The following is a 21984-nucleotide window of genomic DNA, read 5'->3' on the forward strand; positions in this document are numbered from 1 at the left end:
TTAGGGAAATCGTGCCTAATTACCAGCGTTCGCATCGAACACACGCATTTTACCCGGAACTGGCTCACAATCCAGTTGAGTTTGCATACAAACCGGGGCTGGATTCTAACCAAATTGTAATAAAACGTTCCGAACTGGTCTGGACATCGGCCGGCGAGTCGAAAACCGCTTCACCACGGAAATGTTCAGCATGAAAGCGGCGCACGATATCGCGCTGGTCGGCGATGCAGAACGAATCCGTCAATTGCCGCAGGTTCTGGCTGGTGCGGCGCACTTCCAGCAAATGGCCGTAGTCCTTCAGCAGGCGCAGGAAGCGGGGCGCGTCGCGCTCCATGTGGCGGCCGTCGTGCGCCACCAGCTGCAGGCGCCCGCCGTTCTGGAAGAAGCGGCGCAGCAGGGCGTCGGTGGCGCTGCTGCCCAGTTCCCAGATGGCGAAGTCCGGATCGAACATCTCCAGCGTATGCTCGACCCGGCCGAGGCAGTTGGACAGGTGCTGGGCAAACTCCGCCCGCGTCGTGAAGGGAAATGCCTGCCTGTCCATATTGCCTCCTTGTTTAGTCCAAACCCTTTAGCCCAGTTCGATCCAGCCGTCCTGATACCAGGTATAGAGCGCGTCCATGACGTCGTCCGACGCCTGCGCCATCTCCGCGCCGGCCAGCGCGCGGTTGTTGGCCAGCAGTTCCAGGGTGATCTTGTCGGCGCGGCTGACGCCGAACGATTCGCCGTTGATGAAGACATTTTTGCCGCGGTACAGCATCTGCGTCTTGCGCGACAGCACCAGGCCTTTTTTCGCGGCCGCTTCGGCAAACTTGCCGACCGTCAGCGGCTTGGCCGGACCGGTGAAGAACACATTGTGCTTGGGCTCGGACATGTACTCGCCGAAGAAGATGGTGATGTCTTCCTCGGTGAAGCGCACCTTGTTCAATTCCTCGGCCAGCGAGCTGAGCATGTGACGCGGGATCTCCGCCGGCTTGGCGGTCGCCTCCAGCTCCGGATCGGCGTAGCGGCCCGGCAGGTCGATCGAGTCGGCCATGAACTGCAGGAAGGCTTCGCCCAGCTCCTGGTACGACGGCGAACGGAAGCCGATCGAATAGGTCTGGCAATCGCCGATGGCGACGCCGTCGTGCGCGTAGTGCGGCGGCAGGTACAGCATGTCGCCCGGATTGAGCACGAACTCCTCGTTCGGCTTGAAGTTGGCCAGGATCTTCAGCGGCAGGCCCTCGACCAGGCTCAGGTCCTTTTGCGGGCCGATCTTCCAGCGGCGCTGTCCCTGCGCCTGCAGCAGGAACACGTCGTAGGAATCGAAGTGCGGACCGACGCCGCCGCCGTCGGTGGCGAAGCTGACCATCAGGTCGTCCAGGCGGGCATCGGGGATGAAGCGGAACTGGCGCAGCAGCGCGTCGGCCTTGGCGTCGAACAGGTTGACGCCCTGGACCAGCATGGTCCAGCCCTTCTGCGTCATCGGCGGCAGGCTTTCCAGCGGGCCGTGCTGCATGTTCCATTCGCCGTCGACCGAGGTGATCAGGCGCGATTCGGCGTGGTTGGTGGAGGCCAGCTTGGTCAGCGCCTCCATGCTCAGCAGCGGTTTGAAGCCGGGGATGGCGTTACGGATCAGCAGTGGCTTCTTGTGCCAGTAGTCGCGCAGGAACTGCGCCGGCGTGATGTCGCCGAGGAGAGGTAATTTTTTCATACCGCATTATAACCATCCGCCGCAGCAATTGCCGGGCCGGCGGCGGCCCGGGCGGCGATCCAAGGTATAATCGCGGGGCTTATATACAGAAAGGAATTAGAAATGAAGATTGCCAAGAACACGGTCGTGACTGTGAATTACAAGCTGTCCGATGCCCAGGACAATCTGATCGAAGACGGCCGTCAGCCCATGGTCTACCTGCACGGTGGCTACGAGAACACCCTGCCAAAAATCGAAGAAGAACTGGACGGCAAGGAAGTCGGCTATTCGTCCATCATCCAGATCGAACCGGAAGACGCGTTCGGCGACTACGACGCCGCGCTGGTCAAGGTCGAGCCGCGCAACCGCCTGCCGGAACCGCTGGAAGTCGGCATGCAGTTCGAAGGCATGCCGGACGGCGACGATGGCGAAGAGGCGATGATCTTCACCGTCACCGATATCGCCGACGACAAGGTCGTCCTGGACGGCAACCATCCGCTGGCCGGCATGGCGCTGCGCTTCTCGCTGAGCGTTGCCGAAGTGCGCGAAGCGTCGGATGAGGAAATCGCCCACGGCCACGTGCACGGCGCCCACGGCCACCACCACGGTGACGAGGACGACGAAGGCGAAGACGGCGACCACGTCGCCATCCACCCGATTCACTAAGTCCTAGTGCGTCAAGGCGTCGTTTCGGCGCCGCCGCCCTTCAATGCAAAGAGGGTGGCGGTGCCCGGAGCGACGCGCACCTCGGCCCATTCGGCGGCCAGGCTCAGATGTCCCACATTGCCGCGCCAGTTGATGGCGGCCTCGGTCCCGGCGGACGCGCCGCCCTGGGTATCGATCAGCAGCACCTTCCCTTTGAATTTTTCCGCCATCGCCCGTATCTGCCGGCGCGGTTCGGCGAAGCCATCCTGCTTCGATTGAAAACTCGGCAGCAGCGAAAAGCCTTCCTCCGCCTGCACGCCGACGTCGCCGTCCGAGAACAGCACCAGCCCTTGCAGCTTCTGCCGCTCGGCCAGCGTGAACAGGCGGTGCAGCCAGGCGCGGTTGGCCACCAGTCGGTCCTCGTACTCGCTGTTGCGGCCGGCCTCGGGGCGGAAGTGGTTGTTATTCGCCGGCAGGTTGATGGTGGCGAACAGCACCTTGCCATGTTCCCAGTGCGCGTTCTCGGCGTAGCTGCGGAACTTGGCGGTGGACGACAGCCGCGTGAGCGGCATGCGCTTCGCGCCCAGCGATTCGGCGTCGGCGTAGAACAGTTCGCGCAGACGGTTCAGGCGTTCGATGGCGTTCGAGCGGCCGGCGGAATTGAGGCAGCCGCTCCAGTCGCTGCCGGCCAGCGACACGATCATCGGCGGCGGCGACTCGTCCAGCAGCGCGCGGCGCTGGGCGTACAGCTTGTCGCTGCAAGGCTCGCTGGCGGACTTGATGCCGGTGGCGACGATGAAGGCGGGATTGACCAGTGCCGCGTCGGCGATGGCGCGCTTGAGCACCGCTTCGTCCGGAGCGTTCTTGAACGAGTGGCCGATCACGCCGAAGCGGAAGCCGGCCGTCGGCGGTGCCGCCTGCGCAAACAGCGCCGCCGACGCGACGATGGCGCCGAGCAGCATGTGGCGGGTGCAGCGCAGGCGCATCATGCCTGCGCCGTCTCCGTCAGGCGTTTGAGCTGATACAGACGCTCCAGCGCTTCGCGCGGCGTCAGCGCATCGGGATCCAGCTCGTCCAGCGCATCGAGCAGCTCGCGCATGGCGGGGCTGGCGGCGGCCGGCGCGGCGGCGATCTCCTCGTCGTCGGCATCGGCCACCGGCGCGGCGAACAGGTCCAGCTGCGGACGGGCGTCCAGCGCCTGCGATTCCAGCCGCGCCAGATGCTTGCGCGCGGCCTTGATCACCGGCTGCGGCACGCCGGCCAGCTGCGCCACCTGCAAGCCGTAGCTCTGCGAGGCGGGGCCGTCCTGCACCGCGTGCAGGAACACGATGCTGTCCTTGTGCTCCACCGCCGACAGGTGCACGTTGTGGGCGGTCGGATGGCTGTCCGGCAGCTGCGTCAATTCGAAGTAGTGGGTGGCGAACAGCGAGAAGCTGCGGCTGGTGTCGATCAGGTGGCGCGCGATCGCCCACGCCAGCGCCAGGCCGTCGAAGGTCGACGTGCCGCGGCCGATTTCATCCATCAGCACCAGCGAATGCTCGGTGGCGCCGTTGAGGATGGCCGCCGCCTCGGTCATCTCGACCATGAAGGTGGAACGGCCGCCGGCCAGGTCGTCGGTCGCGCCGATGCGGGTGAAGATGCGGTCGATAGGACCGATCACCGCGTTCGTCGCCGGCACGTAGCTGCCCATGTAGGCCAGCAGCGTGATCAACGCCACCTGGCGCATGAAGGTCGATTTACCGCCCATGTTCGGACCGGTGATCAGCAGCAGCCGGCGCTCGTCGACGAAGCGGCAGTCGTTGGCGATGAAGCGCTCGATCTGGTTTTCCACCACCGGATGGCGGCCCTCGGCGATGTTGATGCAGGGCGTATCGACCAGCTGCGGCGCGCACCAGTTGTGGCGCAGCGCGTGGTCGGTCAGCGAGACCAGCGCGTCCAGCTGCGCCAGCGCTTTCGAGATGGTCTGCAGGCAGCCGATGAACGGCGCCAGGTCGCCCAGCAGCTGGTCGTACAGCATCTTCTCGCGCGCCAGCGCCTTGTCCTGCGCCGACAGCGCCTTGTCCTCGAAGGCCTTCAGCTCCGGCGTGATGTAACGCTCGGCGTTCTTCAGCGTCTGGCGGCGGCGGTAGTCGTCCGGCACCTTGGTGGTCTGGCCGTGCGTGACTTCGATGTAGAAGCCGTGCACCTTGTTGTACTCCACGCGCAGGTTGGCGATGCCGGTGCGGGCCCGTTCGCGTGTCTCCAGGTCGACCAGGAACTGGCCGGCGTTCTCCGACAGCGCGCGCAGCTCGTCGAGCTCCGCGTCGAAGCCGCGCGCGAACACGCCGCCGTCGCGCACCATCGCGGCCGGTTCCTGCATCACGGCGCGCTGCAGCAGGTCAAGGCAGGCTTCAGGCGTGGCGATATCGGCGTGGATGGTGTTCAGCAGGCCGTCCGCATCGGTCAGCGCGGGCTGCAGGCCGCGGCGCAGCGCCGGCAACTGCTGCACGCCGTCGCGCAGGCTGGCCAGGTCGCGTGGACGCGCCGACAGCAGCGCGATGCGGGTGGTGATGCGTTCGATATCCGGCACCTGGGCCAGCGTGTGCGACAGCGAGCCGGTGGCGTCGGCCTGGCCCAGCGCGGCGATGGCCTGGTGGCGCGAGCGGGCGATGCCCTGGTCGCGGCGCGCATGGTGCAGCCAGTGGCGCAGCAGGCGCGAACCCATCGCCGTGCGGCAGTGGTCCAGCAGCGAAAACAATGTCGGCGATTCCTGGCCGCGGATGGTCTCGGTCAGTTCCAGGTTGCGGCGGGTGGCGGCGTCGAGGCCGATGAATTCGTTCTCGGTTTCGGTGGCCAGCGTGCGCACGTGCTGCAGGCCGCGTCCCTGCGTGGACTGGGCGTAGCGCAGCAGCGCGCCGGCCGCGCCGAACGCGGCGCCCAGGCCGTCGGCGCCGAAGCCGGTCAGGGTGGCCACGCTCAGCTGATCGAGCAGCGCCTTGTGGCCGCTGACGACGTCGAAGTGCCAGTCGGGCACCCGGTTGACGTGGCAGGGAATGGTTTCCTCGAACAGGTCGGCGTTATCGCCGCGCAGCACCTCGGCCGGCGCGATGCGCTCCAGCTCCTGCTGCATGCGCGCCTGCACGGTGCGGCTGTCGCCGGAGAACTCCATCAGCTTCAGCGCGCCGCTGGCCAGCGACAGCCACGCCAGGCCGGCGGTGGCGACCTTGCGCTGGCTGATGATGCACATCGCCAGCAGCGGACGTTCGGCCTTCTCCGGCAGCAGGTCGGCGTCGGTCAGCGTGCCCGGCGTGACCACGCGCATCACCTTGCGTTCGACCGGGCCCTTGCTGGTGGCCGGATCGCCGATCTGCTCGCAGATCGCGCAGGACTCGCCGATCTTGACCAGCTTGGCCAGGTAGCCCTCGAGCGAATGGAAAGGCACGCCGCACATCTTGATCGGCTGGCCGTTCGAGCTGCCGCGCGCCGTCAGCGTGATGTTCAACACGCGCGCCGCTTTTTCCGCATCCGAATGGAACAGCTCATAGAAGTCGCCCATGCGGTAGAACACCAGCATGTCCGGGTACTCCGCCTTGATGGCGAGGTACTGCTGCATCATCGGCGTGACTTTTTCGGTAGGACTGTTCTTGACGGCTGCGGCGTTGATTTCGTTCGGGACGGTGGTCATTGGTTCTTTTTCGGCGATGCATGAGTCGGTTTTGCGGCGGCTCAACCGGCCACCGCGCTGAACCCGTCATTTTACCGCGTTCGGCTGTGCCACTGGAGAATTTGCAAAGGGCGGGTGCGGATCTGGATTGGTGCCTGCGATGCACCAGCATGTATCCCTGTCGGGCACTACCGTCGCCGGTCCTGCGCGGCCATGCTTCGCGGCGCAAAATTGCCCGGGCTCGCAAAGCGGCGGCCGATAGTGCGATCCGGCAGAGCGTATTATTATTGTAGGAACGTTTTGGACGGGTGATATTTGCAGTAGAAAACACTTCGTAACCAATTTTATAGGATGACTTGATATGACATTGCGCCATCGCCAATCACCGCTGGTGTTATTTGTCGCATTCCCCCAAATGGGGCTGCTGGACCTGACCGGCCCCCAGTCGGCATTTTGGGTCGCATCGAAGAATATGGTGAAGCGTGGCGCGCCCGGTTACGACCGGCATACCGTCAGCTTGCACGGCGGACTGATTCAAACAGCGGAAGGGGTGGGCATAGACACCCGGCCGTTCAGCGATTTCGAGGGCAGCGAGATCGACACGATAGTGGTTCCGGGGGCACCGTATGTCTTGGCGGCACTGGAGGAAGTCCAGGAAACCGTGGACTGGATACATGTCAATTCCCAATCGGCGCGCCGCACGACCTCGGTTTGCACGGGTGCTTTCCTGCTGGCCCAGGCGGGTTTGCTGCAAGGGAAGCGGGTCGCAACGCACTGGGCCATGTGCGACGAGTTGCAACGGCGCTTTCCCGCGCTGAGCGTGGATCCGGAGGCCATCTTCGTGCAGCAGGGCGCCACCTGGACTTCAGCCGGCGTTACCGCCGGCATCGACCTTGCACTGGCCCTGATCGAAGCGGATTGTGGCCGGGACATGGCCATGCAGGTTGCCAAGGAGCTGGTGGTTTTCCTGAAGCGCTCAGGGGACCAGGCGCAGCATAGCGAGTTGCTTCGGGCGCAGTCGAAGGATACTGCGGTCTTTGACGAACTGCACCTGTGGCTGTCGGAGAACCTCGGCATGGCCGATCTTTCGGTGAGCGTGCTGGCCGAGCGTGCGTGCATGAGCCCGCGCAACTTCTCCCGCGTGTACAAACAAAAGACCGGCAATGCTCCCTTCAAGGCGCTGGAGTTGTTTCGCCTGGAGGCGGCACGGCGCCTGCTTGAAAACTCGGAGCGGAATCTGGACCAGATCGCCCGCCAGTGCGGCTTTGCCGACGAGGAGCGCATGCGGGTGACTTTCCACCGCAATCTGGGGATTTCGCCGTCGGATTATCGGAAGCGCTATTCGCGCCCTGCCGAAGCTCAATAGGCAAGGGGTTCGACGGCGGCTTGTCCGCCTCCTGGCGTGAAATGCGTAATGCAATGCAGGTCCAGCGCGCGGATATGCAGGGTCATGTAGTCGATGAAGACCCGTATCCGTTGCGGCAGGTGGTGGCGGCTCAGGTAACACACATAGTGGCCGCGATCGTCGGGCGCGTAGGAGGCGAGGCAGGCCACCAGCCGGCCGGCGCGCAGGTGATCGCATATCTGATAGCCCGCCATCTGCGCCAATCCCTCGCCATCGAGCACGGCCTGCAACACCAGGTCGGCGTCGTTGTAACTGCTGCTGGCCTGGGGCAGGAATTTTTTCTCAACCCCGCCCACCTTGAACTGCCAGTCGCAAGTCCGGCCGGAGGCCAGCAGCAGGTTGATGCATCGGTGCTGCGCCAGTTCGCCGACGGTGTGTGGGATGCCGTGCTTCCGAACGTATTCGGGGGATGCGCAAACCAGCATTTGCATGGGTATCAGCTGCTTCGCCACCACCTGGCTGTCATCCATGCGGCCATTGCGGAATGTCACATCGATCCGGTCGGAGATCAAGTCGGCCTGGCTGTCGTCGAGCAGCAGCTCGACCCTGATCTCCGGATAGCTCTCGCGGAAACCGCGCAACAGCGGTGCCACTATCTTGCGCCCGAAGCCCACCGTTGCGCCGAGACGCAGCAAGCCCCTCGGCGCCCCGCTGCGCAGTTCGCGCATTTCTTCAATCGATCGGACGATGCGTTCCACCCCCGGTTTGCAGTTCTCGTAAAACAGCTCGCCTTCGCCCGTCAGCGAGGTGCTGCGGGTGGTGCGTAGAAACAAACGGGTATCGAGTTGCCCCTCCAGTTTTTGCACGCTACGACTGATCGCCGAGCGGCCGATGCCGAGTCGCTCCGCCGCCTTGGCGAAGCTCCCCTCATGGACCACTGCGATGAAGGCGACCACGCCCGCGTAGGTGGTGGCGAAACTCGACGCCAGCGGGTCGATCTCGTGGTTCGGTTGGAGTTGATGAAGTGCCATATATACGCCTAATCACGTTGTCACATACGACCCAACTATATGGGGCAGCGTCTGCGCAAGGTCGGTAGTCAGGGCGGAGTGCCTGCTCAGCGCGATCCTTGTTTCCTGAATGGGATGTTAGGTTCGAACTTACCCGACGTAAATGACAAATATCCCTTTAATTATGACAAGCGCCCACGCGATTGTTGCCTCCCATGAACCATCGTGCGGCCCGCCGCAGGCCTACCGCACTGCCGGGGGCGAGCCTAGAATTTCTTCAGCAATACCGCGCTATCACATCCATCTCGAAAGGCAGGATAATATGAAAATCGTCGTTATCGGAGGCTCCGGCCTCATCGGAAGCAAGCTGGTCAACATTCTCCGCGCACGCGGCCATGAGGTGCTTCCTGCTTCGCCTGCATCCGGCGTCAACACCATCACCGGCGAGGGACTTGCCCGGGCGCTGGCCGGGGCCGACGTGGTGGTGGACGTCGCCAACTCTCCTTCGTTCGAAGACCAGGCGGTGATGGAATTCTTCCAGACTTCCGGCCGCAACCTGCTGGCTGCGGCCGCAGCGGCGGGTGTCCGGCATCACGTCGCGCTGTCTGTCGTCGGCGCCGACCGCCTGCCCGACAGCGGCTACCTGCGCGCGAAAATCGCGCAGGAAGAGCTGATCCGAAAATCGGGCCTGCCTTACACCATCGTCCGTGCGACCCAGTTCCTCGAATTCCTCGGCGGCATAGCCACGGCAGGCTTCGATGGCCAGGTGATACGCCTGTCGTCCGGCTTGATGCAGCCGATCGCTTCGGACGATGTCGCCGCCGCCGTGGCCGACTTTACCCTGGGTGGTCCCATCAATGGCATTGCTGAAATTGCCGGCCCCGAGCGCGAGAGCATGGCCGGCCTGGTGCAGCGCTATCTGAAAAGCACCAATGACGCCCGTCCTGTCGTGGCCGACGCGCACGCACGGTACTTCGGCGCAGAGCTGGCCGAGCTTAGCCTGGTGCCTATCGGTCAGGCGCGTTTGGGCACGATCACGCTCGGGCACTGGCTGAAGACCGCCGGCGCCGTGCACAAATAAGTCGGTCCGGCAGCAGGTCTGCCGGGATGAATGTTGGCCCATGGTGTGGCCCAGACGTAGGAGCTTCCCCCCAATGAAAGAACTGTCCCCGCCACCGACTTCCATGCTGGATAAATACGTCGGTGAGAACTTTAAACCCCTGTACTCGAGCAGTGTCAGCGTGACCGGCGGGATCGCATCGCACGGACGGGCTTCGGGCGTAGCCCGCTCGGACGACGGCAGTCTCGACGTCGAGCTGCGACTGCCGAAGGCGCTTGGCGGCCCCGGTGGCGGCACCAATCCCGAGCAATTGTTTGCCGCTGCCTTGGGCGCCTGCTTCCACGGCGCGCTGAACTTGCTGGCAACCAAGGCCAACATCAAGTTCGAAGGTTGCCAGGTCAACGTCTCCGTCTCTTTTGGACGAGACCCGGTGGACGGACTTTATATGCTGGTTGCCGAGGTCACCATTGAAATCCCTGGCGTCCCCGTCCCGGTGGCGGAAGAACTGGTTCGAAATGCGGAACGCGTGTGCCCGTACACCAAGATGGCGAGGCACGGCATCATTTGCATCGTCGCCTTGGCCAAGCCGGCGCGGTAGCGCCGGCAGTGGCACTCCCAGGCAATATTTTTCGAAAGAGAAAATCATGAATATTTTTGACGGCGGTCCCGACAACGCAGGCCCGGGGGAGCTCAACGCGCGACGCCAATTCCTGCGTTACATGATGTCCAGCCCACTGCTCGGCAGCGGTGCTGGCCTTGCCACCTTGACGTCGCTGCTGGCGGCCTTGCCGGAGGCTGCCCAGGCGCAGAGCTACGATGTGTTGCGCGCCCAGACCAAAAAAATCGGCGACATTATTGATGCTCCGGAAGATGCGCTCGATGTGTTTGACTTCGAGCCGGCGGCGCGCAAGGCTTTGCCGCCCGCCCATTACGGTTATCTCGCCACCGGCGTCGACGGTGACGCCACACTGCGCGCGAACAGCGAAGACTACGCCAGGATCCGCATCAAGGCGCAACGCCTGGTCGACGCCCGCAAGATAGACACCCGTCTTCAATTGCTGGGCGCCACCTTTGCCAGTCCGATCTATATCTCTCCCATCAGCAGTCAAGGCGCCTTTCATTCAGACGCGGAAGGGGCCGTGGCACGCGCCGCGCGCGCCAGGGGCATGCACATGATCTTGTCCTCGGTGGGCAACACGTCGATTGCCGATGCGAGCAAGGAGCATGGCTCCCCCGTCTGGCTGCAGGTATATCCGACCGATGACTGGAACGTGACGATGGCGTTGATCAGGAAGGCGGAAGCGGCCGGCACGCCCGCGATCGTGCTGACCGTCGACCGCCAGGGCGGGCGCAATACGCAGACGCTGTTCCGTTACCGCCGCCAGGACGACCGGACTTGCATTGCCTGCCATGGCGGCGGCTTCGCCAATGAGGTGTCGCGCAAGCCGAATTTCCAGGGGATCGACGTGTCGAAAGTCACCAACCTGTACGGCACCGGCATGACCTGGGACTTCGTGGCGAAGCTGCGCATGGCCACCAAAATGAAGGTGATACTGAAGGGCATCATGACGGCCGAGGACGCGACAAGAGCGGTCAAGGCCGGCGTCGACGGCATCATCGTTTCCAACCACGGCGGAAGGGCGGAGGAGAGCCTGCAGTCGACGATACGCGCGCTGCCGGATGTGGTGAAGGCGGTCGGCGGCAGCATTCCGGTGCTGGTCGACGGCGGGGTACGGCGCGGCACCGACGTCTACAAGGCTCTCGCGCTGGGCGCGACCGCCGTGGGCATCGGCCGGCCCTATTGCTGGGGCCTGGCGGCCTTCGGCCAGCCGGGCGTCGATGCGGTGCTGGCCATCCTCCAGCGCGAATTCGAAACCATCATGCGGCAAGCCGGAGCGACCACGCTGAAGCAGATTACGGCGGCGTCTGTCATCAGCGACTTTAATCAAGCGTCGCGCTGATTCCGGGAAGCCCTATGCAAACCCTTGCCTTCTCTGCTGAACTGATCAGCATGCGGACGATCCAGGTACATGTGATGCACAAGTGTCCTATCGTCAGCGCGGGCTTGAGCGCCATCCTGTCCATGCAGCCCGACTTCCGCGTCAGCACTGGTCCGTGCAGTGCGTTGTTGCGCGTGGGCGCCTGCGTCGTCATCGCCGACTACGAATCCGGCATCGCCGTGGCGCGTGAAGGTTGGCGTCATGCCAGCGGGTATTCCGTCCAACCGGTGCTCGCATTGACCTATCAGGTGAAGGCCAGCGCGATCAGGCATGCGATGGAGAGCGGCGTACGCGGCTATGTCATCCAGGGTTGCGATGCCAGCGAGGTGGTCGAGGGCGTACGCATGCTGAGCCGCGGCGATTGCTACCTCAGCCCGATGGCCGGCCGCCTGGAAGCCGAGTGGCTGCGACGAACGCCATTGACCCAGCGCGAGGCGGAGGTCTTGCAGGTGCTGGTGCGCGGAAGTTCCGACAAGGTGATTGCGCGAGGACTCGGGATCGGGGTCGGAACCGTGAAGAGCCATATGAAGCAATTATTCCAGAAACTGGGCGTGTCCACCCGGACCCAGGCCGTCATCAAAGCCATGGATCTTGGGCTGCATGAGCCGCTAGAAAACATGGGGGGCTGGAATATGTAGCGATCGATTGATGCTGATAGGGAACCACTGTGAAGCCTGGCATGGCACTACCGAAGCACGGGCTTCCGCCACTAGACTAGATGGCCAACAACAGGAGAAACACATGTTCAATATTAAGAAATTCGCCGCCGTGTTTTGCACCATGGCTAGTGTGATCGCCACGCAGCACGCGAGCGCCGCCCCGGATGCATTGGTTGCGCCACTGATCGAGAAGCCATTCAAAAACCTGCCCGGCAAAGAGGGGCTGATGCTGCTGGTTGAATATCCGCCGGGCGCCGTCGACCCGGTCCATCGCCATGACGCGCATGGCTTCATCTATGTGCTGGAGGGCTCCATCGTGATGGCCGTAAAAGGCGGGAAGGAACAGACGCTGACGCCCGGCCAGACGTTCTACGAAGGCCCCGGGGACATCCACACGGTGGGCCGCAACGCGAGCGCCACCAAGCCTGCGAAGTTTCTGGTTTTCCTGGTCAAGGACGAGAAAAAGCCGGTGTTGATACCGGTGAAGTGAACGCTGCGGTACCAAGGATTGTTTTCATCTTTTTCATCTTCAATAGGAGCTGCTCATGCGTATTCCTTTCATCGCAACATCTTGCTTGTTGCTTGTCTCCGCCAGCGCTTACGCGGCGGACGTGAAATCCATCTCCCGCCTGGCCGCCGGGCCGGATAACATCCTGTTCGTCGCCGACTGGAAAGCGGCGCGCGTGCACGCCATCACGCTTCCGGCGGCGCCGCAAAAACCGGCCGGAACGGTATTCAACATACTGGACCTGGAGGAGCGCCTGTCCCGCCAGGTCGACGGCGCCAAAGTCACCGTCGAGGACATGGTGGTCCGGCCCGGCACCGCCGAGGTGTATGTCGCGATCAGCTACGGCGCCGCGAAAACGCCGGCGCTGATTGCGGTGACCAGCGACAAAAAGACCCGCCGCATCGACCTGAAGGCGGCGCCGTCGACCTCGGTGGCGCTGCGCAACGCACCTACCACGAACTACAGTTTTTGGAAGGAGACACCCGAGCGCAGTTTCACTGTCACCGACATGAAGTGGCGCAACGGCGAGCTGTTCGTCGCCGGCCTGTCCAATCAGGATTTCGCGTCGACCCTGCGGCGCATCCCGTATCCGTTTGGGGCGCAGCAGTCGGCCACCTCGGTGGAAATCTATCATGCCGGTCACAACCTGATCGAGACACGGGCGCCGATACGGGCGATGAGCTTTGCGACCTGGGGCGGCAAGCCCTACCTCGTGGCCGCCTATACCTGCACGCCGCTGGTGACCATTCCGCTCGACGACCTGAAGGATGGCGCCCACGTCCGCGGCAAGACGGTCGCCGAACTCGGCTACGGCAACACGCCCGCCGACATGATCTCGTACACCAAGACCGAGCAGGGCAAGGCTGAAGATTTTCTTTTGCTGGTCAATTTCAGCCGCGTGGCGAACGTCATCCCCGTGTCGCAACTGGAAAGCGCGGACGCCGGCCCGGGCATCGAAAAGATCGTGCCGTTCGGACAGGTCACCGGCGTGAACGTGGCGCAAGTTCCGCTGGCCGGCACGCTCAGGCTCGACAACCTGGACGAGAAGTCCTTCATCGTCGTGCGCCGGGAGCTTGAGCAAGATGCGCTGCAACTGGTCTCCATGGGGAAGGACTTGAGCTTCCGCCTGTCCGACCACGTCTCGGAGTATGCGTTCCCGGAATACAGCTTCAAGGGCAACGCCTTCCAGATGCAATACGTCAAGCCGCGGCTGGACATCCTGCTGAAGGAAGAGGGCTTCCCTGACTTCATCAAGGCATCGGAGTAGTCCATGCATCCGCGTCCATCGATTGCCGCCGCCGCGCTGGCCGTTGTGCTGAGCAGCACTTGCGCCGCGCAGCAAGCGCCGCGCGTGGTGCTGGTTCAGCCATCGGCGGCCGAAGTGCCTGCCAACCTGCTGCGCATCTCCATCGAGTTTGCAGCGCCCGCCGAAGGTCCGGTCCTGCCCAGGCTTGCCATGTCGCACACCGATGGCAGGCCGGTCCAGCAACCGTTTCTTCAGCAGGAGCTGTGGTCCCCGGACGGCAAGATCCTGACCATCCTGATGCATCCGGGGCGCGTCAAGACCGGCCTGCAGGCGAGGGAGGAAATGGGACCCATCCTGGCGGCCGGGGATGACGTCGTCCTGGCGCTGGACGGGCATCCCATCCGGCGCTGGCGTGTCAGGCCAGCGGAGGAGAACGGCCCGCGATCGACGGCGTGGAAACTGTCGACCGTAGAGGCCGGGTCGAAGCGAGCCCTCGTCGTGGCGCTGGATAGGCCCATCGATGGCCGGGAGGCCGACTACCTGGCGATTGCGGACAGCCACAACCGGCGGATCGACGGACGCGCCCAATTGAAGGACGGTGAAAGGGTCTGGACCTTCACGCCGAGGGGGCCATGGCGGGCCGGCGCGTACAAGCTGGTCGCCCGTGGCACTTTGGAGGATCCCGCCGGCAATCGTTTGGGGGGGCAGTTCGAAACGGCAATTGATACGCCGCCCAGCTCTCCGGTGGATGCGGTGATCGACTTCGCTGTGGGGCCGGGCGGGAGACCAGGCGCAGGCATGCACCCGGCACAATCGGACCGGCAATGACGATACAGGAATAAGTCATGAACAGCTTTCTACTAACAGCCGTCTGCGCCGGCGCCATCGCCGTCCTTGCGGGGTGCGCGAGCGATGGCGGATCCCGGCCGCAATCGAGGATCGCGGCCGCGGACGGCTTGACGGCCGAGAATGCCCTGCGCACGGTGCAGCTGTCGCCGGCTGCGTGGCCCCGGCAGGATTGGTATATGCGTTACGGTGACGCGCAACTCGATGCCATGATCAAGGAGGCGCTGGCCAACAATCCCGGTATCCGGGTGGTCGATGCCCGGGTACGACAGGCGGCCGCGGCCGCAGGCGTCGCAGCATCGGCACAATCACCGCAACTGTCGGCCGGCGCCCGGACCAGCCGGCAGCTGTTCAGCGCAAACAGCACCGTTCCCAAGCCGCTTGCCGGCAACTGGGCTTGGAGCAATGACGCCGGCGTCAACCTGTCCTACGAGCTGGATTTCTGGGGCAAGAACGAGGCTGGCCTGGCAGCTGCCATCGGCCGCCTGCGCGCCAACGAAGTGGAATCCCGGGCGGCGCGCCTGATGCTCGCCGTCACCATCACGCAAGCTTATTTGCGGCTGTCGCAAACCTGGGCGCAACTGGACCTGGCCGAGGCGACATTGCGGCAACGCGAACAGGTACTCGCATTAACGGCGCAGCGCGTGCATGCGCACATAGACTCCCGCGTCGACCTCAAGCAAGCGGAAATGGCGCTCCCGGTGCAGCGCGAACAGCTGGCCGCCACCCGCGAAGCGCTGGCGCTGGCACGTTATCAGCTGGCGGCCTTGCTGGGCGCGGGGCCGGATCGTGGCGACGCCATTACCCGGCCACGCTTGCCGAAATCGGCCCCGGTCGCGGTACCGGCGTACCTGCCCAGCGACCTGATCGCAAGGCGCCCGGACCTGGTTGCCCAACGGTGGCGTGTCGAAGCGGCTGCGCAGGACATCAAGCTTGCCCAAGCCCAGTTTCTGCCATCGTTCAATCTCGGCGCCCTGATCGGTTTGCAGAGCCTGGGATTTGACCGCTTCCTCAACGGCAGCAGCCGCACGACCGGCGCGGGCTCGGTCCTCAGCCTGCCGATTTTCGATGGGGGCCGGCTGCGCGGCAACCTGGCCGCGCGGGATGCCGAATACGACGCCGCCGTGGAGCAGTACAACCTGACCTTGCTTGAGGCTGTGCGCGACGTGGCCAGCCAGCTGACCTCGATTGCCGCGCTCGCAGAGCGGGCCGCGCTCCAGGCCGACGCATTGGCCGCCGCGCAGCAGGCAAACGACCTGGCCATGCAGCGTTATCGGGCCGGCGTGGGCAACTATCTGCAGGTGCTGGCGACGGAAGTCCAGGTCCTCGCGCAGTCGCGCGCCAGCATCGACCTCGACACGCGCGCGTTCGACCTTGAGATCGGCCTGGTCCGCGCGCTCGGTGGCGGCTATGCGATGGACGCTGCGGCGCCCGCTTTAAACTAACTTTGCACAAGGTGCGCCATGACTACACCAGACACTTCTCCAACCGATGCCGCCAGCGGCGGCGCCGGCAAGGCCCTCCGCATCGGCGCGGCCGCATTGATTGCCTCCGCCGTCGGGGCTGCCCTCTGGATGCACTACGCCGACGGCGGCAGCGAGACCACGGAAGACGCCTACGTCGATGGCAACGTGGTCCAGGTGACGCCGCAACTGGGCGGCACGGTGACCATGATCGCCGCCGACAACACGGAATTTGTCGCAGCCGGCCAGATACTTGTGCAGTTCAACGATGTGGATGCCAGGCTGGCGCTGGAGCGCTCGCAGGCCCAGCTGGCGCGTGCGGTCAGGCAAGTGCGCGCGCAGTTCGCCAACGCCACGCAAACCGGCGCCAATGTGGCGCTGCGCGCAAGCGACCTGGCCCGGGCAGAAGCGGACCTGGCGCGCCGGCGCCAACTGGTGGACAACGGCGCGATTTCCGGGGAGGAACTCACCCACGCGCAAGATGCCGTGCTGGCATCCCGCGCCGCCTTGTCGGTCGCGCGTGAACAGCAGAGCAGCGCCAGGTCGCTGGTGGACCGCACCAGCATCGCCACGCATCCGGACGTTCAGGCCGCCGTGCTGCAATTGCGCGACGCCTATCTGGCGAATGCGCGCACCCGCGTGCTCGCGCCGGTGAGCGGCATCGTCAGCAAGCGCGGCGTGCAGCTGGGCCAGCGCGTCAACGCCGGCACGCCGTTGATGTCCATCGTTCCTGCCGAGCAGATGTGGGTCAACGCCAACTTCAAGGAGTCGCAGCTGCGCCACCTGCGCATCGGACAAACGGTGACCCTGCAAGCCGACCTGTATGGCAGCGCGGTGCTTTATCACGGCACCATCGTCGGACAGGATGCGGGAACCGGCAGCGCGTTTTCGCTGCTGCCTGCGCAAAACGCCAGCGGCAACTGGATCAAGGTCGTCCAGCGCGTGCCGGTACGGGTTGCCATCGCGCCGCAGGAGCTGGCGGCGCATCCGCTCAAGCTCGGCTTGTCGATGCAGGTGGCAGTCGACACCCGCCGCCGCGACGGCGCCGTCGCGATGACGCAGCCTGGCAAGCGCAGTAACTATCGGACCGATGTGTTCAACGGCGAGCTGGCGAAAGCGGACGAACTGGCTGCGCGAACCATCGCGGCCAATCTGGGCGCCGCTGCGGCGCGCTGACATGGACGCCGCCCGCCATCCGCGGCAGCCGGCGCTGCTCGCAACCATATTCATGCTGAACAGCGTGGAGTTTTTGCAGACGGGGATGATCGCCTTCAGCGCCAGCGCCATCATGGGGAGAATTAACGTATCGCCGGATGAATTCGTCTTCGCGACGGTGCTGTATGCGGCGATCGCCATCACAGCGATTGCAACGCAACACTGGATGGTCGAGCGTCTCGGCTGGCGCGCCTTCGTTCAGTTGTCGGTGGCGCTATTTGTCGTCGGCGGCGCGATCTGCGCGACGAGCGGTTCGCTCGCTCCCTTCCTGCTCGGCCGTGCGATCATGGCCTGCGGAGGGGGCGGCTTCATGACCACCGCGCGCCTGCTGATCAACCTGATTCCGCCCAGCCCCGAGCGCTTGAAAGGGATTGGCGCCTTCGGCACCGCGCTGGCGCTTGGCAATGCACTGGCGCCCTGGGTCGCGGTCACGGCTTTCGACACCGACAACTGGAGCGCCATTTTCGCCATCCCTTCGGCGATTGCCGCGTTGGCCGTCCTCTTTGCGAACGCTTGCCTTCCGCGCGGGCTGACACTCGACAAGGACAGGAGCCAGTCCAGCCCATGGCTTGCCGCGTCCATCTTTTGTGTGAGCCTGCTTTCGCTCTACGCGGTACAGCGAGCGGTCTACGACTTCTACAGCGACGCGGTGCCTCTGCTCGTTTGCCTGGTTGCCGGCCTTGCGGGCGGTTGGCTGGTCATACGCCAGCAGCGCCGGCACGCTCGTCCGATGATCGCATTTCTCCGTCTCATGCATCCGCGCTATCTGACCGGGCTTGCCGTATTTTCCTTATGCTACGTTATTCTCGGCGCAAACAATGCGATGCTGCCGCTGCTGCTGCAGCGTTCCCTGGGCGCGCCCTGGCGGGCTGTCGGCACGATGCAGACTATCGGTCTGATGTCGTCCCTGCTTGCGTTCGTCGCCATGGTGATGCTCCTCAAGCGATGGCCGTCGGCGCGCAAGTTTTACGTCGCCGGCTTCGCCTTCCTGTTCTTTTTCGCCTGGCAGCTGTCGCGCCTGACGCCGGAGGCCAGTCTATGGGAAGATGTGCTGCCGGCCATCGCTGCCTTTGGCGCTTTCCTGATCCTGGCGATGGTGACCACGGCAATCCACAGCTTCGCCGATTTGCAGAACGATCCAATCGGCTTCAACCACGGCCAGATGGTCAAGAATATGGGCTCCCAGTTTGGCGTTGCCCTTGGTGTGGCCGGATCGACGCTGTTGATGCAGTGGCGCATCAGCGAGCACACTACAACGCTGGTGGAGCGATTCCATGGCGGTAGCGCGCTGTTCGTTGGCCCGCGCGACCAGCTAAACGCCGGCATGGATGCGCCACAGGCGGTCGTACAGCTCAGTCAGATGCTCACCCAGCAGGCGAACCTGTTGGCCGGACTCGAGTATTATTCGCTGCTCATGGTCGTGGCGGTCGTCCTGGTCGGGATCGTGATGGTTCAACGTGTGTTCAAATAGCGCAATGCCTTTCCAGGAACGTCTCCGGCCCCGCTATTCACTACAAATTGTAAGGACGCAGCTATGAATAAGCCCATCAAAATCCTTTTGCAGACCACCATCGTAACCACCGACAACGACTGGCATATCGGCCGTTTCTCTTTGCTGCGCGACTTGCTGGCCGGCTTGACCGGCGCCGACGGCAAGCCGCTATTTGACGTGACCGCGCGCGATCGCGTCAGCGTCGGCAACGCCGATCCGGTACTGTCGACATTGGCGGAGTCGGACTATGGGCAAGTGTGGCTGTTCGCGGTCGACACCGGCGACGGCTTGCATGCCGACGACAGCGCGGGGCTATCGGCGTTCCACCGCAGAGGCGGGGGCTTGATGGTTACGCGCGACCATATGGATTTGGGTTGTTCAATCTGCTCGATAGACTTGATCGGCGCGACGCATCTTTTCCATACCCACAATCGCGCAGCGGGCAGCCCGCTGCCGGCGCCCGACGATCGCGGCACGCCGCAGATCCTGTGGCCCAATTTTCATTCGGGGGCAAACGGCGACGCGCAGCGCATCACAGTCGTCAAGCCCGCGCATCCGGTGTTGTGCGATGCGGAGACGGACGACGGCTTGGTACATTATCTGCCGGCACATCCGCATGAAGGGGCGGTCGATGCTCCCGCCGGCGTGGCGCAGGCGCGCGTGATCGCCACTGGCATCAGCAAGGCCACCGGCAACCCGTTCAATATAGCCGTCGCGATCGAACCGGCTGCCGGCAACGGGCCGGTGATCGCGCAATCCACTTTTCACCATTTTGCCGACTACAACTGGAATCCGCAGCTGGGCAGCCCCGACTTCGTGAGCGAGGCGCCGGGGAACAGTCTGGCGACGACTCCCCACGCACTGCGTTCAGTGCACCGTTACGTCAGCAACGTCGCGCTGTGGCTGGCCGGACGGCTGGGCTCCGTCGCGCCCGTCAATCTCCCTGATTAAATTGCAGGCGCGTCATGGCTCGGAGCACCAATAAATAAAGCTCCGCGCCGCGCAAAAGCTGTGATAAGATCGGTTCTGTTATCGATAACTTTAGGTTCAGCGGTTTTCGGTAGCGGTTGTTTCACCGTCACTCGCCAGTGTTTAGGCGGCCGTCCCGGCCGCTTTGATCCGGCGGCATTTTCAGCCGCCGGCCTTTTTTCGTCCGTACACTTGCTGAGTGGCGGTGCAACACCGCGTCCGGGCCGCTAAACTCGGGCTTTGCGCCTGACTTTGCTGGGTTTTCTCAACCTGACCGCATATAATCGACACTTGCCTGAACAACCGGAATCAATGGTGCCTGTAAAACAAACCGACCGTAGCCAGAGCGGCGCAACCATCTACGACGTCGCCCGGATAGCCGGCGTCTCGGCGATGACCGTGTCGCGCGTCATGAACGGCAATACGCACGTCTCCGAAGCCACGCGCGACAAGGTGGTGGCGGCGGCCGCATCGCTCAACTACCAGGTCAATTTTGCCGCGCGCGCGGCCCGCATCGGTACGCTGGGCGTCGGCCTGTTGTACAGCAATCCCAGCTCGGCCTACCTGAGCGCCTTCCTGGTCGGCGCGATGGAGCAGTGCAGCCAGAGCGGCGGACAGCTGATCCTGGAGCGCTGCGACGACATGCGCAGCCAGCGCAGCGCCATCGCCCGGCTGATCGCCAACGGCGCCGACGGCATCCTGGTGCCGCCGCCGCTGTGCGATTCCAAATCCGCGCTCAAGCAGCTCGACCAGATCGGCATGCCGACCGTCGCCATCGCCACCGGCCGGCCGCTGGCCGGCGTCTCGGCCGTGCGCATCGACGACTATGAAGGCGCGATGGCGATGATGCGCTACCTGCTGGAGCGGGGCCATACCGACATCGCCTTTGTGCAGGGCGATCCTCTGCACACGCCGGCGCAGCTGCGCTACCAGGCCTACCTGGACGCGATGGCGCAAGCCGGCCTGACGGTGGCGCGGGAACGCGTCGCACCGGGCCTGTTCACCTACCGTTCCGGCCTGAGCGCGGCGCGCCAGCTGCTGGGCCGCAAGAGCCGCCCCAGCGCCATCTTCGCCGCCAACGACGACATGGCGGCCGCCGTGATCGCGGTCGCCCATGGCCTGCACCTGCAGGTGCCGGAAGACCTGGTGGTGTGCGGCTTCGACGATACGCCGGTCGCCACCACGGTCTGGCCGGAGCTGACCACCATCCACCAGCCGATCGGCGATATGGCGCGCGCCGCCGTCGACCTGCTGATCGAGCAGATACGCCGCCGCCGCGCCGGCGGGCCCGCGGCGGTGCAGCACAAGCTGATGCCGTTCACGCTGATCGTCCGCGAGTCGTCGGACCCGGCCGCCGCCGGCATCCAGGACGGCGACGCGCTTACAGGATAAGGATGCCCTGCAGCGAAGAGATGCGCTGCGGATCGGACCAGCCTCCCAGCAGGCGGCCGGCCGCATCGAACTCCAGCAGCTGACGGCCCTTGGCGCCGTTGTCCGGTCCATGCCCCTGCCAGTTGGCCACCGCCAGGTGGCCGTTATCGAGCTGCTGGAAGCTGGCATAGAAGAACGGCGCGATCTCCGGCGCCATGTTGCCGTCGCTGTCGCCGGCGCCGCCGAATGTGCGGGCCAGCCGACCCTCGGCATCGAAGCGCGCCATGAAGCCGCCATAGCCGGCCGCCACCAGCGTCGAGCCGTCGGCGCAGCGCTCCGCCTTCCACGCATGTTCGAAACCCGGCGCGCGCAGTTCACGCAGCGCGTTCAGCGCGCTGTCGGTTTCCAGAATATGATCGTTCATGCACAGCAGGTAGCTGCCGCTGGGCGTGGGGCGCATCAGCCGCACGTAGTCGCCGTCGCGGCGCGCGGTGCGCAGCAGCTGGCCGCCGCCGTCCAGCGTCAGTACGTTGATGCCGCCTTCGCCGTCGAGGTTAAAGCCGGTCACCAGCGTTGTGCCGTCGTCCATGCGCCGGGCCGAGGTCACGTCGGCCCAGCGGTCGCAGGCCGCCAGCACCTCGCCGCTGCCGATGTCGATCTCGAAGTAACCGCGCTCGAAGCCGATCAGCGCGCGGTTGGCGTCCAGCCGCTGCATGTCGCGCGCCAGGGGGAAGTCGGCCAGGTCGCGGCTCCAGCCTGCGCCGGGGCGGGTGGTGTCGATCAGCGACAGCCGCTGGCGGCCTTCGTCGATGGCCAGCAATCGGTGGTTCAATGTCATGTGTG

20 protein-coding genes are annotated in these 21984 nt (G+C 64.4%); 14 read left to right on the top strand and 6 right to left on the bottom strand.

Going from position 1 to position 21984, the window contains the following annotated elements:
- Positions 1 to 64: 64 nt before the first annotated feature.
- Both ABWW33_RS24025 and ABWW33_RS24030 read right to left on the bottom strand, forming a co-directional pair.
- Positions 65 to 541 carry a DUF7931 domain-containing protein gene (locus tag ABWW33_RS24025; RefSeq protein WP_353404040.1) on the bottom strand — a complete coding sequence of 159 codons (477 nt, stop codon included), beginning with the start codon at positions 539 to 541 and terminating at the stop codon, positions 65 to 67.
- 27 nt (positions 542 to 568) lie between these two features.
- Entirely contained in the window at positions 569 to 1690 is a 1122-nt protein-coding gene (locus ABWW33_RS24030) for a JmjC domain-containing protein (RefSeq protein ID WP_176654335.1), read from the bottom strand.
- A 102-nt stretch (positions 1691 to 1792) separates the two neighbouring features.
- Between ABWW33_RS24030 and ABWW33_RS24035 the strand changes: the two genes are divergently transcribed.
- Positions 1793 to 2335 carry an FKBP-type peptidyl-prolyl cis-trans isomerase gene (locus tag ABWW33_RS24035; RefSeq protein WP_176654336.1) on the top strand — a complete coding sequence of 181 codons (543 nt, stop codon included), beginning with the start codon at positions 1793 to 1795 and terminating at the stop codon, positions 2333 to 2335.
- 11 nt (positions 2336 to 2346) lie between these two features.
- Here ABWW33_RS24035 and ABWW33_RS24040 read toward each other — a convergent pair whose 3' ends face one another.
- Entirely contained in the window at positions 2347 to 3300 is a 954-nt protein-coding gene (locus tag ABWW33_RS24040) for a hypothetical protein (RefSeq protein ID WP_444551014.1), read from the bottom strand.
- Complete coding sequence (mutS, locus tag ABWW33_RS24045; protein WP_353404042.1) at positions 3300 to 5978, bottom strand: DNA mismatch repair protein MutS; 2679 nt, start codon at positions 5976 to 5978, stop codon at positions 3300 to 3302. Before mutS ends, ABWW33_RS24040 begins: the two co-directional genes overlap by 1 nt.
- 340 nt (positions 5979 to 6318) lie before the next feature.
- Here mutS and ABWW33_RS24050 point away from each other — a divergent pair, with 340 nt between their 5' ends.
- Positions 6319 to 7323 carry a GlxA family transcriptional regulator gene (locus tag ABWW33_RS24050; protein ID WP_353404043.1) on the top strand — a complete coding sequence of 335 codons (1005 nt, stop codon included), beginning with the start codon at positions 6319 to 6321 and terminating at the stop codon, positions 7321 to 7323.
- Here ABWW33_RS24050 and ABWW33_RS24055 read toward each other — a convergent pair.
- Positions 7317 to 8333 carry a LysR family transcriptional regulator gene (locus ABWW33_RS24055; RefSeq protein ID WP_176654382.1) on the bottom strand — a complete coding sequence of 339 codons (1017 nt, stop codon included), beginning with the start codon at positions 8331 to 8333 and terminating at the stop codon, positions 7317 to 7319. The genes ABWW33_RS24050 and ABWW33_RS24055 overlap by 7 nt on opposite strands.
- 301 nt (positions 8334 to 8634) lie before the next feature.
- Here ABWW33_RS24055 and ABWW33_RS24060 point away from each other — a divergent pair, with 301 nt between their 5' ends.
- From ABWW33_RS24060 to ABWW33_RS24115, 12 genes are all read left to right on the top strand, one after another.
- On the top strand, positions 8635 to 9393 hold the full coding sequence (locus tag ABWW33_RS24060; protein WP_176654383.1) for an SDR family oxidoreductase: 759 nt from the start codon (positions 8635 to 8637) through the stop codon (positions 9391 to 9393).
- 73 nt (positions 9394 to 9466) lie between these two features.
- Positions 9467 to 9970, top strand: a complete 504-nt coding sequence (locus ABWW33_RS24065) for an Ohr family peroxiredoxin (protein WP_353404044.1) — start codon at positions 9467 to 9469, stop codon at positions 9968 to 9970.
- Between the two features lie 46 nt (positions 9971 to 10016).
- A complete protein-coding gene (locus ABWW33_RS24070) occupies positions 10017 to 11333 on the top strand; it encodes an alpha-hydroxy acid oxidase (protein WP_353404045.1) in 1317 nt (438 codons plus the stop codon).
- 14 nt (positions 11334 to 11347) lie between these two features.
- A complete protein-coding gene (locus ABWW33_RS24075; protein WP_353404046.1) occupies positions 11348 to 12010 on the top strand; it encodes a LuxR C-terminal-related transcriptional regulator in 663 nt (220 codons plus the stop codon).
- 142 nt (positions 12011 to 12152) lie between these two features.
- Positions 12153 to 12521 (top strand): cupin domain-containing protein, encoded by a 369-nt coding sequence (locus tag ABWW33_RS24080; protein WP_353404096.1) that lies wholly within the window; start codon positions 12153 to 12155, stop codon positions 12519 to 12521.
- A 121-nt stretch (positions 12522 to 12642) separates the two neighbouring features.
- Positions 12643 to 13806, top strand: a complete 1164-nt coding sequence (locus tag ABWW33_RS24085) for a hypothetical protein (protein ID WP_353404047.1) — start codon at positions 12643 to 12645, stop codon at positions 13804 to 13806.
- 3 nt (positions 13807 to 13809) lie between these two features.
- Positions 13810 to 14613, top strand: coding sequence for an Ig-like domain-containing protein (locus ABWW33_RS24090; protein ID WP_353404048.1), 804 nt, complete (start codon positions 13810 to 13812; stop codon positions 14611 to 14613).
- A 17-nt stretch (positions 14614 to 14630) separates the two neighbouring features.
- A complete protein-coding gene (locus ABWW33_RS24095) occupies positions 14631 to 16076 on the top strand; it encodes an efflux transporter outer membrane subunit (protein ID WP_353404049.1) in 1446 nt (481 codons plus the stop codon).
- Positions 16077 to 16094: 18 nt separating this feature from the next.
- On the top strand, positions 16095 to 17270 hold the full coding sequence (locus tag ABWW33_RS24100; protein ID WP_353404050.1) for an HlyD family secretion protein: 1176 nt from the start codon (positions 16095 to 16097) through the stop codon (positions 17268 to 17270).
- 1 nt (position 17271) lies between these two features.
- Positions 17272 to 18780 carry an MFS transporter gene (locus ABWW33_RS24105; protein WP_353404051.1) on the top strand — a complete coding sequence of 503 codons (1509 nt, stop codon included), beginning with the start codon at positions 17272 to 17274 and terminating at the stop codon, positions 18778 to 18780.
- A gap of 63 nt (positions 18781 to 18843) precedes the next feature.
- A complete protein-coding gene (locus ABWW33_RS24110) occupies positions 18844 to 19752 on the top strand; it encodes a hypothetical protein (protein WP_353404052.1) in 909 nt (302 codons plus the stop codon).
- Between the two features lie 330 nt (positions 19753 to 20082).
- A complete protein-coding gene (locus tag ABWW33_RS24115; protein ID WP_176654393.1) occupies positions 20083 to 21162 on the top strand; it encodes a LacI family DNA-binding transcriptional regulator in 1080 nt (359 codons plus the stop codon).
- On the opposite strand, the gene ABWW33_RS24120 is transcribed toward ABWW33_RS24115, so the two are convergent.
- Positions 21152 to 21979 (bottom strand): hypothetical protein, encoded by an 828-nt coding sequence (locus ABWW33_RS24120; RefSeq protein WP_176654394.1) that lies wholly within the window; start codon positions 21977 to 21979, stop codon positions 21152 to 21154. The genes ABWW33_RS24115 and ABWW33_RS24120 overlap by 11 nt on opposite strands.
- Positions 21980 to 21984: the final 5 nt, after the last annotated feature.

The organism is Duganella hordei, from assembly GCF_040369125.1.
Taxonomy (GTDB): Bacteria; Pseudomonadota; Gammaproteobacteria; order Burkholderiales; family Burkholderiaceae_D; genus Rugamonas; species Rugamonas hordei.